At 60.9% G+C, this 14,518-nt stretch carries 12 protein-coding genes and 1 riboswitch; of the genes, 9 read left to right on the top strand and 3 right to left on the bottom strand.

Translation table 11 applies throughout. The annotated features are described in order from the left end of the window. Window positions 1-13 precede the first annotated feature (13 nt). Window positions 14-919: a response regulator gene (locus tag JIF53_RS04800; RefSeq protein ID WP_011787270.1), complete on the bottom strand. Its 906-nt coding sequence runs from the start codon at window positions 917-919 to the stop codon at window positions 14-16. Continuing rightward, window positions 906-4,289, bottom strand: a complete 3,384-nt coding sequence (locus tag JIF53_RS04795; protein ID WP_199451942.1) for an ATP-binding protein — start codon at window positions 4,287-4,289, stop codon at window positions 906-908. The genes JIF53_RS04800 and JIF53_RS04795 overlap by 14 nt, the downstream gene beginning before the upstream one ends. 301 nt (window positions 4,290-4,590) lie before the next feature. On the opposite strand from JIF53_RS04795, the gene urtA reads away from it, so the two are divergent. The 9 genes from urtA to JIF53_RS04750 all read left to right on the top strand — a co-directional run bounded on the left by urtA (window position 4,591) and on the right by JIF53_RS04750 (window position 13,374). Beyond that, window positions 4,591-5,856: an urea ABC transporter substrate-binding protein gene (urtA, locus tag JIF53_RS04790; protein ID WP_050999032.1), complete on the top strand. Its 1,266-nt coding sequence runs from the start codon at window positions 4,591-4,593 to the stop codon at window positions 5,854-5,856. A gap of 80 nt (window positions 5,857-5,936) precedes the next feature. After that, window positions 5,937-6,863: an urea ABC transporter permease subunit UrtB gene (gene urtB, locus JIF53_RS04785; protein ID WP_011787267.1), complete on the top strand. Its 927-nt coding sequence runs from the start codon at window positions 5,937-5,939 to the stop codon at window positions 6,861-6,863. 9 nt (window positions 6,864-6,872) lie between these two features. Next, entirely contained in the window at window positions 6,873-8,072 is a 1,200-nt protein-coding gene (gene urtC / locus JIF53_RS04780; protein ID WP_113879371.1) for an urea ABC transporter permease subunit UrtC, read from the top strand. After that, the gene (gene urtD / locus JIF53_RS04775) at window positions 8,072-8,830 is read left to right on the top strand and encodes an urea ABC transporter ATP-binding protein UrtD (protein WP_023011872.1); all 759 of its coding nucleotides are present in this window, start codon (window positions 8,072-8,074) and stop codon (window positions 8,828-8,830) included. The genes urtC and urtD overlap by 1 nt, the downstream gene beginning before the upstream one ends. A 2-nt stretch (window positions 8,831-8,832) precedes the next feature. Next, window positions 8,833-9,522, top strand: coding sequence for an urea ABC transporter ATP-binding subunit UrtE (urtE, locus tag JIF53_RS04770; protein WP_011787264.1), 690 nt, complete (start codon window positions 8,833-8,835; stop codon window positions 9,520-9,522). A 21-nt stretch (window positions 9,523-9,543) separates the two neighbouring features. Continuing rightward, window positions 9,544-10,590, top strand: a complete 1,047-nt coding sequence (locus tag JIF53_RS04765; RefSeq protein ID WP_014423120.1) for an aliphatic amidase — start codon at window positions 9,544-9,546, stop codon at window positions 10,588-10,590. Between the two features lie 15 nt (window positions 10,591-10,605). Then, complete coding sequence (locus JIF53_RS04760; RefSeq protein ID WP_153739679.1) at window positions 10,606-11,649, top strand: AAA family ATPase; 1,044 nt, start codon at window positions 10,606-10,608, stop codon at window positions 11,647-11,649. Between the two features lie 135 nt (window positions 11,650-11,784). After that, window positions 11,785-13,017, top strand: coding sequence for a formamidase (fmdA, locus tag JIF53_RS04755; protein WP_023008410.1), 1,233 nt, complete (start codon window positions 11,785-11,787; stop codon window positions 13,015-13,017). A 3-nt stretch (window positions 13,018-13,020) separates the two neighbouring features. After that, a complete protein-coding gene (locus JIF53_RS04750) occupies window positions 13,021-13,374 on the top strand; it encodes a zinc ribbon domain-containing protein (RefSeq protein WP_011787260.1) in 354 nt (117 codons plus the stop codon). Between the two features lie 51 nt (window positions 13,375-13,425). Here JIF53_RS04750 and JIF53_RS04745 read toward each other — a convergent pair whose 3' ends face one another. Then, entirely contained in the window at window positions 13,426-14,115 is a 690-nt protein-coding gene (locus tag JIF53_RS04745) for a DUF3047 domain-containing protein (RefSeq protein ID WP_081496595.1), read from the bottom strand. A 144-nt stretch (window positions 14,116-14,259) separates the two neighbouring features. Further along, window positions 14,260-14,457: riboswitch (cobalamin riboswitch) on the top strand. The last annotated feature ends 61 nt before the right edge of the window (window positions 14,458-14,518 follow it).

The following is a 14,518-nucleotide window of genomic DNA, read 5'->3' as shown; positions in this document are numbered from 1 at the left end:
ACACCGGCAGGTTTTAAAGCGTTGCCAGCACCCGAATGGCATTGGCCGCTGCCGCCGTCCGGTTTTCCACATTCATCTTCCGGAACACCTGCTCCAGGTGTTTGTTCACGGTGCGGGGGCTCATCTCCAGAATCTGTCCGATTTCCCGGTTGGTCTTGCCATTGGCGATCCACAGCAGGACATCCGACTCCCGCAGGGTAAGATCAAAACGTTCCCGCAGCGCCGCTGAGGCGCTGTTCTGGTTCTGGGGTGTTTTCAGACGCAACAGGTATTCCTGACCATCCACCAGGGCCAGATATTCAATAGAGCGGGGCGTGTCCAGTAACCGGATGGGCAGACTGTGGCCGGGATCTGGCCGGTGGCCCAGCCAGTCCTCAAGTTGTTCGCGTACTCCCTGAAAGTCCTCGTGATCCGGCGGCGGCAGGCAACGGCATACTTGCGGGGTACCCCACAGCAGGTTGCCCTCGCGGTCGACCGCAAACAGGTTCTGACCGGCGGTATCGAGCGCGCAACGGGCGCTGCGGGTCATTCTGGCGTTGGCCAGGTGCACCGCCATGCGGGCCAGTAACTCGGTGGTGTCGATGGGCTTGGTAACATAGTCCACGCCGCCGGCATTCAGGCCCATAACCACGTGTTCGGTATCGCTCAGGCCGGTCATGAAAATGATCGGAATGTCCGCGAAGGCTGGGTTTTCCTTGAGTCGCCGACACGTCTCGAAGCCATCCATATTCGGCATCAGCGCATCCATCAGCACCACATCGGGGGTGATGTTCTGGCTGATGGTCAGGGCCTGATTGCCTTCCAGCGCCACCAGCACGGTCATGCCTGCTTCTTCCAGTGCATCATTGATCATGCGGATGGAATCAATGGCGTCGTCGACGACCAGTACCACGGTTTTGCGGTCATCAGGATGCTTCATGTTCGGCTACCTCAAGAAGTTCGAGAATCTTCTCGAACTGGAAATCGTTGGTGAATTTGGTGATCTCCTGAACGAAGGCGTCACTGGCGTCTCCGGCATACTGCAAGCTGTGCAGTGCCTCCAGCAGGCCCTTGCGATGGCCGATTCTGGCCAGGTCTGCCAACGCCTCGCAGTGCTCCCGGGCGGGCAGTTCAAGCGCGCCGCTGGCTGGCAGCGGTAGCGCGGCCAGGGGCTCCGGGCTTTTCTCGAAGCGCCAGTCCAGGCCCATGACCCGGCCAATGGTGTCCAGCAGCAGGTTCAGTCGCACCGGTTTGATGATGTAACCGTCGTGCAGGCGCGGTGCCTCGGCGCTATGGTGGCCCTCGTTGGCGTCGGCCGAGACCATCACCACGGGCAGGTTGTATTTCATTTCCCTGAGCTCGGCCAGCGCCTCCCAGCCGCTTTTCCCGGGCATCGACACATCGAGAAGAATCAGGTTGGGGCGCTCCTGTTCCACCCGTTCCGGAACGGTCATGGCATTGCCGGTGTCGCTGATTTCAAAGCCAAGTGGCGACAGCGTGGCCCGGATCACCTGACGATGGGAGTCGTCGTCATCCACCAGCAGGATTTTCCGGCGGGCGCCATGGTAGCCGTAGATCCGGCGGGCCGGTGTCGAGATCGAGCGAGGGCTGGCGGAATGCAGGCTCGACAGCATCAGGCTGACCTTGAACACGCTGCCCTCGCCAGGTTCGCTCTCCACCGAGATGTCGCCGCCCATGATTTCCGTCAGCAGCCGGGTGATGGTCAGGCCCAGGCCGGTTCCGGTGCGGCTCTGGCCGGGATTGCGGATACGCTCAAACGGCCGGAAGATGCGTTCGATGTTCTCTGCGGCAATGCCCTCGCCGGTATCACGCACGGTGAATTCCGCCACCTGGCTGCGGTAGCGGAGGGTCAATGACACGCTGCCCTGGTCGGTGTATTTGATGGCGTTCGACAACAGATTGATCAGTATCTGGCGCAGGCGTTTTTCATCGGTGGTCACCAGCTCCGGCAGAGGGTGAGGGCAGTGGTAGTCGAACGCCAGGCCCTTTTCTTCGGCCTGAAGCCGGAACATGGTGACCAACTGCTCCATCAGCAACCCGATGCGTACCTGGTCCCGGTGCAGATCCAGCCGGCCCGCCTCAATTTTTGAGATATCCAGCAACCCTTCAATCAGATCCGCCAGGTATTCGCCGCTGCGGCGAATGACCCCCAGGGCTTCCTTGCGATGAGGCGGTACCGAGTCGTCGTTCTCCATGAGCTGGGCGTAACCGAGGATGGCGTTCAGGGGCGAGCGTAACTCGTGGCTGATTCCAGTCAGATACCGGCTTTTGGCGCCGTTGGCGGCCTCGGCCTGCTCTTTGGCCTGCTGCAGGGCCTGGTCGGTGCGTTCGTGGGCGACAATCTCCTCGGTCAACAGGCGGGTCTGGCGCCGGGATTCCTCCTCCGCCACTACCCGGCTTTCATGGGCCAGTACAAACAGCCAGCAGATCACCCCGGTGACAATGACCAGAATGAAGAACACTTTCCACAGGGTGACAGACAGCAGCGTAGCCTCGGCAAGCGAAGTCACCGGAGTCTTGAAGTAGATCAGCGACAGCAGCAGTGCGGAAAACCCGTTGATGACCACCAGCAGCGACAGGAAATGCCCGAGCCGGGAGCGCAGTGCCGACAGCAGTGGCGCCGGAAGGAACCGCCCGAGAAACTGCTGCATCTGCTCCTGGTAGCCGGCGCCCGGTTTGCAGGCGTCCTCACAGCGGGCGTCCAGCGAACAGCACAGCGAGCAGATGGCGCCATCGTAGGCGGGGCAGTGGGTGACATCTTCCGGCTCGAAACGGTGTTCGCAGATGCTGCACCCCACCAGTTGGTGATCGGTGGCCAGGGGCACAAACGGACGGGCGGTGTAGAAACGCCCGCCGGTCTTCCAGGCAATCAGGGGCGCCGTGACCAGTGCCACCGCCAGGGCAATGAAATGGGACAGGGCCTGGGCGTAGTCACCCAGTACCCCGGTGTGGCAGGTGATTCCCACCACCGAGGCGGTGATCATGGCGCCCACGCCCACCGGATTGATGTCGTACAGGTGCGCCCGTTTGAATTCGATATGGGCCGGGCTCAGGCCCAGGGGTTTGTTGATCACCAGGTCTGCCACCAGGGCACCCACCCAGGCAATGGCAACAATGCCGTAGAACCCCAGGGTCTCTTCCAGTGCCCGATACACGCCAAGTTCCATCACCAGCAGGGCAATGGCGACATTGAACACCAGCCAGACCACCCGGCCAGGGTGGCTGTGGGTCAATCGGGAGAAGAAATTGGACCAGGCAATGGAGCCGGCGTAGGCATTGGTCACGTTGATCTTGATCTGACACAGAATCACGAAGATGCCGGCCATCGCCAGCGAGAGTTCGGGGGAATGGGTGATGTAGTTGAACGCCACCAGATACATCTGGGTTGGATCGGCCGCTTCTGTCGCGGAAATGCCCTGATTCAGTGCAAGCACGGCCAGAAAGGAGCCGGCCAGAATTTTCACCATGCCGATGACAATCCAGCCGGGGCCGCCGGCCATCACCGCCACCCACCAACGGCGCCGTTCCGGAGCGTTGGTGGGCTCGGGAATGAAGCGCAGGAAATCCACCTGTTCGCCAATCTGGGCAATCAGGGAGAACACCACCGCGGCGGCCGCCCCGAACAGCAGCAGGTCAAAGCCATTGTCGGCGGGCAGGCCCACGCCCTGGAACTGCGTCCAGTCGGTGATGGAGGAGGCATCTGCGTAGATGATGAACACGAAAGGCGCCAGCTGCAGCAGGATAAACAGGGGCTGGGTCCACACCTGAAAGCGGCTGATGGTGGTGATGCCGTGGGTGACCAGAGGAATGATCACCACGGCGCAGATCAGGTAACCCAGTACCAGGGGAATGGCAAACAGCATTTCCAGCGCCATCGCCATGATAGCGGCCTCAATGGCGAAGAAGATGAAGGTAAAGGAGGCGTAGATCAGCGAGGTAATGGTCGAGCCGATGTAGCCGAAGCCGGCGCCCCGGGTCAGCAGGTCGATGTCCACCCCGTAGCGGGCGGCGTAGTAGCTGATCGGGATCGCGGTCAGGAAAATCACCAGGCTGACCGCGAGGATCGCCGCGACGGCGTTGTCGAAACCATAGTGCAGGGTAATGGAGCCGCCGATGGCCTCCATGGCCAGGAACGAGATGGCCCCCAGCGCAGTATGGCTGACCCGCGCAGCCGACCACCGGCGTGCACTTTTGGCGGTAAAGCGCAGGGCGTAGTCTTCCAGGGTCTGGTTGGCCACCCACTGGTTATAGCTGCGCCGGACCCGAAAAATATTCTGTTTTACTGCCATTCCCGCCCTGCTCCTGGCCCGCCGGGCCGCCCTGAATTGGTGCGCGTTTGCTGCCGTCACGCACCGGATCAGAAAGCTGGAACAAGAACCGTGCCATAAACCGGTGCAACGGATGTGCGCCTTGGGGTTGCCTGCGGTTGTAACCTGTCTGACCTGGCACGGGTATGCGTCAAATGACGTACCACGCTGGGGTGAATGCCGAATGGGCACCCATGACAGGCCTGAGCAGAATGATTGACGTGGGCACTGTGCTTCCGGAGCGGAGCACGGTACCGGCTTTCAACCACTGCGAGGAATGACCATGGGAACCACAACCATTGCCGCCGGAGGGCGGAGTCACAAGAGCAAAGGGCTACGAAAGAGCCTGGCCACCCTGGCCGCATCCATCATGCTGGCCACGTCGGCCCAGGCGGCCACGCCGGCAACCGATGAGGTAAACACCACCGGACTGGCGGTCACTGACGACACCGTCAAGGTCGGTATCCTGCACTCCATCACCGGCACCATGGCTATCAGTGAGATTGGTTCGGTGCAGGCCGAGAAGCTCGCTATTGAGCAGATCAACGAGTCCGGCGGTGTCCTTGGCCGGCAGATCGAGTTTGTCCAGGAAGACGGCGCCAGTGACTGGCCCACCTTCGCGGAGAAATCCCGCAAGCTGCTTCGCCAGGACAACGTCGCGGCCATCTTTGGTGCCTGGACCTCGGCTTCCCGTAAAGCCATTCTGCCGGTCATCGAGCAGTACAACGGTATGCTGTACTACCCGACCTTCTACGAGGGTCTGGAGCAGTCACCCAACGTGATCTACACCGGCCAGGAAGCCACCCAGCAGATTCTGGCGGGTATCGACTGGGCGGTGAAAGAGAAAGGCGCCAAAACCTTCTACCTGCTGGGCTCGGATTACATCTGGCCCCGTACCTCCAACAAAATTGCCCGCAAGCACATCGACAAGCTGGGCCTGAAAGTAGTGGGCGAGGAGTACTACCCGCTGGGCCACACCCAGTTCAACTCCGTGATCAACAAGATCAAGCTCAAGAAGCCGGACGTGATCTTTGCGTCGGTGGTGGGTGGTTCCAACGTGGCCTTCTACAAGCAGATGAAAGCCGCCGGTGTCGATTTCACCGACGAGAAGCCGCTGCTGCTCACCATCTCCGTCACCGAGGATGAAATCCGCGGTATCGGCGGCGAGAACGTGGAAGGTATCTACGCCTCCATGAAGTATTTCCAGAGCCTGGAGAACCCCAACAACGAAGAATTCGTGGCCGCCTTCAAGGAAGCCTGGGGTGACGACATGGTGATTGGCGACGTAACCCAGGCGGCCTATCTCGGCCCGTGGCTGTGGAAGATGGCGGTGGAAAAAGCCGGCTCCTTCGACATCGACAAGATCCGTGAAGCCTCACCCGGTATCGAATTTACCAAGGCACCGGAAGGTTATGTCCGCATCCACGAAAACCATCACCTCTGGTCCAAGACCCGCATCGGCCGCGCCAAAACCGATGGCCAGTATGAAGTGGTTTATGAAACCGACGAGCTGATGGAACCCGATCCGTTCCCGGAAGGTTACCAGTAAGCAGCCGTGGCCGGTGCCTTCGGGCACCGGCGTCCGGCTCGGACGCAAGCACGTGTTCTTAAGCGACGGGAGTAAGGGTCATGTTTGACGGATACACCACCAGCGAATTGATGTCGATTTTTGCCATGCAGGGCTTTGCCGGGCTGTCCCTGTTCTCGGTATTCGTACTGATGGCACTGGGCCTGGCGATCATTTTTGGTCAGATGGGGGTGATCAATATGGCCCACGGGGAATTCATGATCCTCGGCGCCTACACCACCTACCTTGTCTCCGGGTTTTTCCAGTCGGTCCTGCCCGGTCTGTTTGGCGGATACTTCTTCGTCGCCATCATTATTGCGTTTCTCATCTGTGCCGCCCTCGGGGCCTTTATCGAATGGGCCATGATCCGGCACCTTTACCGGCGGCCACTCGACACTCTGCTGGCCACCTGGGGCCTGAGCCTGATCATGCAGCAAACCTACCGCTCCATCTTCGGGGCCCGGGAAGTGGGTGTGGAACTGCCGGAGTGGATGATGGGCGCCATCCAGGTTACCGATCTGGTGGAACTGCCCATCAACGGCCTGTTCGTGATGATTATTGCCCTGTCCATCGCCCTGGGGGTTTACCTGCTGATGTACCGCTCCGGCTGGGGCAAGAAGGTTCGTGCCGTGGTACAGAACCGCCCGATGGCCGAAGCCGTGGGTATCAACAGTGCCGGGGTTGACCGTATGACCTTCGCCCTGGGCTGTGGCATTGCCGGTATCGCCGGTGCGGCCTTCACCATGATCGGCTCCACGGGCCCGTCCTCCGGCCAGGCCTACATTGTCGATACCTTCCTGGTGGTGGTGTTCGGCGGTGCCCAGAGTCTGATTGGCACCATTGTCTCTGCCTTCGGTATTTCCCAGGCCCAGTCCACGATGGAGTTCTTCCTCAGTGGTTCCATGGCCAAAGTCCTCACCCTGCTGGTGGTCGTTGGCATTCTGATGCTGCGCCCGGAAGGCCTGATGGCGCTCAAGGTCCGTCGCTAGGAGACTGTCATGAAAAGCACTTCCCCTTTGAAATGGTTTGCCTCCCGAGAGGGACTCTACTATCTGGCACTGGCGTTGCTGCTGGTCGTCATCCTGCCGCTGGCGCTGGACCCGTTCCGCCTGAACATGGTGGGTAAATACCTCACCTACGCCTTCGTGGCCATCGGCCTGGTGATGTGCTGGGGCAAAGCCGGCATCCTCAGCCTGGGCCAGGGCGTGTTCTTCGGCCTGGGCGGCTACTGCATGGCCATGTTCCTGAAGCTGGAGGCTTCCACGCCGGAGGCCACGGCCATCCAGTCCACCCCGGGTATCCCGGACTTCATGGACTGGAACCAGCTGACCGAGCTGCCGTGGTTCTGGGAACCGTTCCACAGCTTCTCGTTCACCCTGCTGGCGATCGTCGGTGTGCCGGTGCTGCTGGCATTCATCATCGGTTTTGCGATGTTCACCCGCCGGGTGGGGGGCGTCTACTTCGCCATCATCACCCAGGCCATCGCCGCCATCCTGACCATTCTGATCATTGGTCAGCAGGGCTACACCGGGGGTGTAAACGGCATTACCGATCTGCAGACCCTGATGGGCTGGGACATCCGCACCGACGAGGCCAAAACCATCCTGTACTTCGTGTGCGTGGGCCTGCTGTTCGTGTGCCTGTTCGTGGCCCGGTTTGTCCAGAACCGCAAGCTCGGTCGCATCCTGGTGGCGATGAACGCCCAGGAAAACCGGGTGCGTTTCTCCGGCTATGACGTGGCCGCGTTCAAGATCTTCGTGTTCTGCCTGGCCGCCGCCTTTGCGGGCATTGGCGGCGCGCTGTTCACCCTGATTGTCGGCTTCATGTCGCCCTCGTTCATCGGCATCGTTGCCTCCATTGAAATGGTCATCTTCTGTGCCCTCGGGGGGCGCCTGTCGATTCTGGGCGCAGTCTACGGCGCGTTGCTGGTGAACGCCGCCAAGAGCGGCTTCTCCGAATCCTTCCCGGAATTGTGGCCGTTCGCCATGGGCGCGTTGTTCATCGGTGTGGTGCTGGCGTTCCCGAATGGCCTGGCCGGCCTGTACCAGACCTACGTGATGCCCCTGGAAGACCGTCTGTTCAAGCGCAAGCCGAAAGCAGCGGTGAGCGCCCCGGCGAAGCCAGCGCCTGCTGCCCGCCAAGATGAGGGCCGTGATTACGACCCGATGCTGGATCAATACAGCCCGGAGAAATCCTGATGAACGCAGCCAAAGCACAGAGCAAGGACTTCCTGCTCGCAGTCGAGGGCCTGACCGTCTCATTCGATGGCTTCAAGGCGGTGGATGATCTCTCGTTCTACCTGGACCCGAAAGAGATCCGGGTCATCATCGGCCCCAACGGGGCCGGCAAAACCACGGTACTGGACCTGATTTGCGGCAAGACCAAGGCGACCTCGGGGTCCATCAGGTTTGATGGCAAGGAGCTGACCAGACTCAAGGAGCACCAGATTGTGCATTCCGGCGTTGGCCGCAAGTTCCAGACCCCGTCGGTGTTCGAGGACCTGACGGTGTTCGAGAACCTGGAGGTGTCTTATCCACAGGGCCACAGCGTGATGGGGGCTCTGGCCTTCAAACGCTCGGCTGAGGTGGTGGCTGCGGTGGAAGACGTGGCCGAGACCATCTTCCTGAAAGATGCCCTGGACCAGCCGGCGTCGCTGCTCAGTCACGGCCAGAAGCAGTGGCTGGAGATTGGCATGCTGCTGATCCAGAAGCCGGACCTGTTGATGCTGGATGAACCGGTGGCCGGCATGTCGGTGGCCGAGCGCAAGAAAACCGCTGAACTGCTGCGGCGCATTACCAAAGACCACACGGTGCTGGTGATCGAGCACGACATGCAGTTTGTCGGGGATATCGCAGACCGGGTCACGGTGATGCACCAGGGCAAGGTTCTGTCTGAGGGGTCCATCGAACACGTGAAGTCGGACCCGAAAGTCATCGAAGTCTACCTGGGGCATTGATCATGCTGAGCGTCAAACAACATTCGGTGGCCTATGGCCAGAGCAGCATCATCCAGGACCTGAACCTGGAGGTGGGCAAGCAGGAAATCGTGGCGGTGGTGGGCCGCAACGGTATGGGTAAAACCACCCTGATGAAATCCCTGGTGGGCATGACCCCGAGCCGCGGTGGCCAGGTCACGCTGGATGGCACGGACCTGTCGAACCTGAAGAGCTTCCAGCGGGTGAGAGCCGGCATCGGGTTTGTGCCCCAGGGGCGGATGATTTTCCCGACCCTGACGGTGAAGGAAAACATCGAGACCGGTCTGGCCGCGGTGGGCGAGAAGAAGATTCCGGAAGACCTTTATGAGCTGTTTCCGGTGCTGAAGGAAATGCAGCACCGCCGGGGCGGCAACCTTTCCGGCGGGCAGCAGCAACAGCTGGCCATTGCCCGGGCCCTGGCGACCCGGCCCAAGGTGCTTCTGCTCGATGAGCCGACCGAGGGCATCCAGCCCAACATCATCAAGGACATTGCCAAAACCCTTCGGCGCATTCGCGACGAGCGGGGGCTGTCGATTGTGGTGTCGGAGCAGGTGCTGAGCTTTGTGATGGATGCGGCGGACCGGATTCTGGTGATCGAGAAGGGGGAGATTGTGCACGAGGAGCTTCGGGAAGAGGCGGATCAGGACAAGATTGCCAGTTATCTGGCCGTTTAGCTTTGTTGAGGGGGAATTAATATGAGACACGGTGATATTTCCAGCAGTAACGATACCGTCGGCGTGGCGGTGGTGAACTACAAGATGCCCCGGCTGCATACCAAAGCCGAGGTGCTGGACAACGCCCGCAAGATTGCGGACATGATCAAGGGGATGAAGGTGGGGCTGCCGGGGATGGATCTGGTGGTGTTTCCGGAATACAGCACCATGGGGATCATGTACGACAACGACGAGATGATGGAGACCGCCGCCACCATTCCCGGAGACGAGACAGCGATTTTCTCGGCGGCCTGCCGGGAGGCGAATACCTGGGGGGTGTTTTCGCTCACCGGCGAGCGCCATGAAGATCATCCCAACAAGGCGCCCTACAACACCCTGGTGTTGATCAACAACGAGGGTGAGATTGTCCAGAAATACCGCAAGTGCATTCCCTGGTGCCCGATTGAGGGCTGGTACCCCGGCGATACCACCTATGTGACCGAGGGGCCGAAGGGGATGAAGATCAGCCTGATCATCTGCGACGACGGCAACTACCCGGAGATCTGGCGCGACTGCGCCATGAAGGGGGCGGAGCTGATTGTGCGGTGCCAGGGTTACATGTATCCGGCCAAGGAACAGCAGATCATGATGGCCAAGAGCATGGCCTGGGCCAACAACTGTTACGTGGCGGTGGCTAATGCCTCCGGCTTTGACGGGGTGTATTCGTACTTCGGGCACTCCGCCATCATCGGCTTTGATGGTCGTACCCTGGGTGAATGTGGCGAGGAGGACATGGGGGTTCAGTACGCCCAGTTGTCGGTTAGCCAGATCCGTGACGCCCGCGCCAACGACCAGTCCCAGAACCACCTGTTCAAGTTGCTGCACCGGGGCTACACCGGCGTCCACAACTCCGGTGACGGCGACAAGGGCGTGGCCGATTGCCCGTTCGAGTTCTATCGCACCTGGGTGATGGACGCCCAGAAAGCCCAGGAAAACGTCGAGGCCATGACCCGCAAAACCGTGGGCACGGCGGAATGCCCGGTGGGTGAACTGCCGTTCGATGGCAAGGAAAAAACTGCAGGGGCCTGAGCCCGGGAGACCGCGATGCCGTTTATCAATGAGCGGCTGGAAGCCAACCGGGAAACGCTGGCAAGGAACCGGGCCGATTCAGGCCCGGTTCGTGTTTCCCGGTTCCGCTTTGAGCCGGACGCCGTAATGGCGAGCCTGCGGGCCAATATCGTGGGCCAGCAGCACGCCCTGGAGGCGATGGAATCCATGCTGGTTCGGGTCAAGGCCGACATCGGTGAAGAGAACCGCCCGCTGGCGGTTCACTTGTTTCTGGGGCCGACCGGGGTGGGCAAGACTGAAACCGTACGGCTGATTGCCGAGGCCATTCATGGCAGCCGCGATGCCCTGTGCCGCATCGACATGAACACCCTGGCCCAGGAGCACTACGCGGCGGCGCTGACCGGCGCGCCGCCCGGTTATGTGGGCAGCAAGGAAGGCCACAGCCTGTTTGATCTTGAGAAGGTTCAGGGATCGTTCAGCAAACCGGGGATTGTCCTGTTCGACGAACTTGAAAAGGCCAGCAAGGAGGTCACCCGGACCCTGCTCAATGTGCTCGAGACCGGCCGGCTGGTGTTCCCCTCCGGCAACCGGCAAATCGACTTCCGCAACACGCTGATCTTTATGACCAGCAACGCCGGAGCCCTGGAAGCGGAAGCGCACCATCATCGCTATCAGCGAGGCTGGCGCCGCTGGCTGGGGCTGGAGCCGGGCCCGCAGGAGAACCTTCGGGACAGGGCCCTGCGCCGGCATTTCGACCCGGAGTTCCTGAACCGGATTGACCAGATTCTTACGTTCAACCCCCTGACAGACCAGTGGCTGTATGCCCTTCTGGAGATCGAACTGGCCGGCTTGAACAAGCGCCTGGCCCGCAAACAGGCTTCGCTGGATTTGTCGGTGGAGCTGTGCAGTGTGTTGTGCCGCGATTACGACAGCCGCTATGGCGCCCGCGAGATGCTACGGGCGTTCCGCCAGAAACTGGAGCCGGCGCTGGCCCGTGCGTTGCTGGCGCATCCCGAGCATTCCTCATTTCTGGCCGAGCTCAAGGGGCAGGAGATCGTGGTGCGCCAATACGTCGAATGACGTAGGTGCCGGGGGCAATTCGCGAATACCGCGCCGGTGGCGTATCGCGGATAGTGAAACGGTCAGCGCAGGCGCCGTCGGGCACTGCGTTCCCAAGCTTAGACGCCGAACGCCAAGAACCAAGGAGCGACCGCTATGGCCGAAACACTCATCAAGATCGATTTGAGCAAATCCGCGTACGAGAACGAGAATATCCACAACCGCTGGCATCCGGACATTCCCATGGCGGCGACGGTCAAGCCCGGGGACGATTTCATCCTCGAGTGTTACGACTGGACCGGTGGCCAGATCAAGAACGACGACAGCGCAGACGACGTGCGCGACGTGGATCTGACCCAGGTTCACTTCCTGTCTGGCCCGGTGGGCGTGGAGGGCGCAGAACCCGGCGACCTGCTGGAAGTGGACATCCTCGACATCGGTGCCTTCAAGGACAGCCAGTGGGGCTTCAACGGTTTCTTCTCCAAGAAGAACGGCGGCGGCTTTCTGACCGAGCACTTTCCGGAGGCCCAGAAATCCATCTGGGACTTCAACGGCATGTTCACCAAATCCCGCCACATCCCCAACGTTGAATTCGCCGGCATGATCCACCCGGGCCTGATCGGCTGCCTGCCGTCCAAGGAAATGCTGGCGGAGTGGAACAAGCGCGAGAAAGAACTGTACGACACCGAACCGGATCGGGTGCCGGGCCTGGCAAACTTGCCCTACGCCGACACTGCCCACCTGGGCAAGCTGGCGGGTGATGCCGCCAAAGAGGCGGCGCTGGAAGCCGCCCGCACCGTACCGCCCCGGGAACACGGTGGTAACTGCGACATCAAGGACTTGTCCCGTGGTTCCAAGGTGTATTTCCCGGTCTATGTGAAGGGGGCAGGCCTGTCGGTGGGCGACCTGCACTTCAGCCAGGGCGACGGCGAGATCACCTTCTGCGGTGCCATCGAAATGGCCGGCTGGATCCACCTGCGGGTGAACCTGATCAAGGACGGTATGGCCAAATACGGCATCAAGAACCCGGTCTTCAAACCCAGCAGCATCAAGCCGCGCTACGAGGATTATGTGATCTTCGAGGGCATCTCGGTGGATGAAGAGGGCCAGCAGCACTACCTGGACGTGCACGTGGCCTACCGCCAGGCCTGCCTCAACGCCATCAACTACCTGACCAAGTTCGGTTACACCCCGGCTCAGGGTTACGCGTTGCTTGGTTGTGCGCCGGTGGAAGGCCACATCAGTGGCGTGGTGGATGTGCCCAACGCCTGCGCCACCCTGTGGTTGCCGACCGAAATCTTCGACTTCGACATCAACCCCACGGCGGAAGGACCGACCAGGAAGGTCACGCCGGGCACCGACGTACCCCTTTCACCGGACAAGGAGTAAGCCATGCCACTGTACGACTACAAATGCCGGGAACACGGGCTGTTCCAGGAACTGGGCGCCATGGCCGAAGCCGGTAATCCGGCCCATTGCCCCACCTGCAAGGCGCTGTCACCCCGGGTGATTGTGCTGCCGCCGGAGCTCCTGGCCATGGACCCGGCCCGCCGCAACGCGGAGGCGCGGAATGAGAAGGCGAGCCATGAGCCCATCATCTCCACCGCCGACCAGCGGGCCCGGGACGCCGAGCACCGCAAGAGTTGTGGCTGCAAGAAAAAGTCGGACGGTAAACACATGCTGTTCTACACCGCCGACGGCAAGAAGATGTTCCCGTCCATGCGGCCCTGGATGATCAGCCACTGACCATTGCTTTCACGTGTTTGGCCCCCTTGAGGGGCCTTTTTTTATGGCCGATCAGCGGTTTTGCTCCAGGGTGAGGTCGCCATACCAGGCCGTGGCCTGCTCGCCGGTGTTGTCGGCGTCGGTCATGATGGCCACGCCCACAATGGCGGGCGGTTCTTCGCCGAAGGCCTGCCGGTAATCTGCCACCAGGTCCCGGGTAACGGTCACCCATTCGCCCACCCGCGACGGCCCGGAGTTGACAGCAATCATCATGGTTTTGTCGGTGTAGGCGTTGGCGACCATGCTCTGCTCCGGTAGCTGATTGGCCCAGATGTAGTTCAGGGCGTTGCCGGGCAGGGTCTCGCCGAACAGCACTTCCACGGTCTTGCGCTTGGCCCGTTCAAAAAAGCCGGCCTTGTCCGGCTGAAACTCAAAGGCGACGTAGATGCGGGCAGGGTAGTCATCACCGGACTTTTCGCGGGCGTTGCCGGCTTCGTAGATGTTCGACACCTTCCAGCGCCATGACAGCGTGAGCGAGTCGCCGGGCACCAGCTCAACACGGGCAATCAGCCCGGAAGCGCTGGCGTCTGCGTCGGCACGGACCACCTGCTGGCCGTCGTCCGTGTCCAGGGTGTAGCGGGTGTGCGTCTCGATGTTCGGAAAGGTCAGAGGTTCCCAGCCGTCCTCCAGTGAGGTCATGGTGGAGAACCGGGTTAGCCGGTCTGTGTCTGCCCACACCGGGCTGGCGGCGAGACCGAGCATCAGGGTACTGGCCAAAAGCAGCGAAATTCTCACATTCATTCCTCAAATCCGGTGGTCTGGAGATGGACAGGCTCTGTTGCAAAAAGTGCCTTGTCTTGGTGTATTCGGCCCTATATAGTGACCGGGTCCTTGGTTAACTACCATATATTGTGATCAAACTCTGATCATCTTGATCGCAGGGTAGTCGGGAATCCGGTGAGAATCCGGAACTGACGCGCAGCGGTATTGGGGAACGAGCGTGGCAAGATGACACTGGCGCAAGCCGGGAAGTCGCCACGTTAGGCAGAGCTGAAAGGTTCACGCCCCTGAGTCCGAAGACCTGCCAGGGATCAGAAGCCCCCCATGGGTTTCTGGACTGCACCTTCGCGATTCAAGGGTGAGCAGATTGGTCAGGCCTGCCCGT

The sequence above is a fragment of the Marinobacter sp. bablab_jr008 genome (genome assembly GCF_016464145.1).
Classification (GTDB): domain Bacteria; phylum Pseudomonadota; class Gammaproteobacteria; order Pseudomonadales; family Oleiphilaceae; genus Marinobacter; species Marinobacter nauticus.
This window is presented reverse-complemented; position numbering and strand designations above follow the sequence as displayed.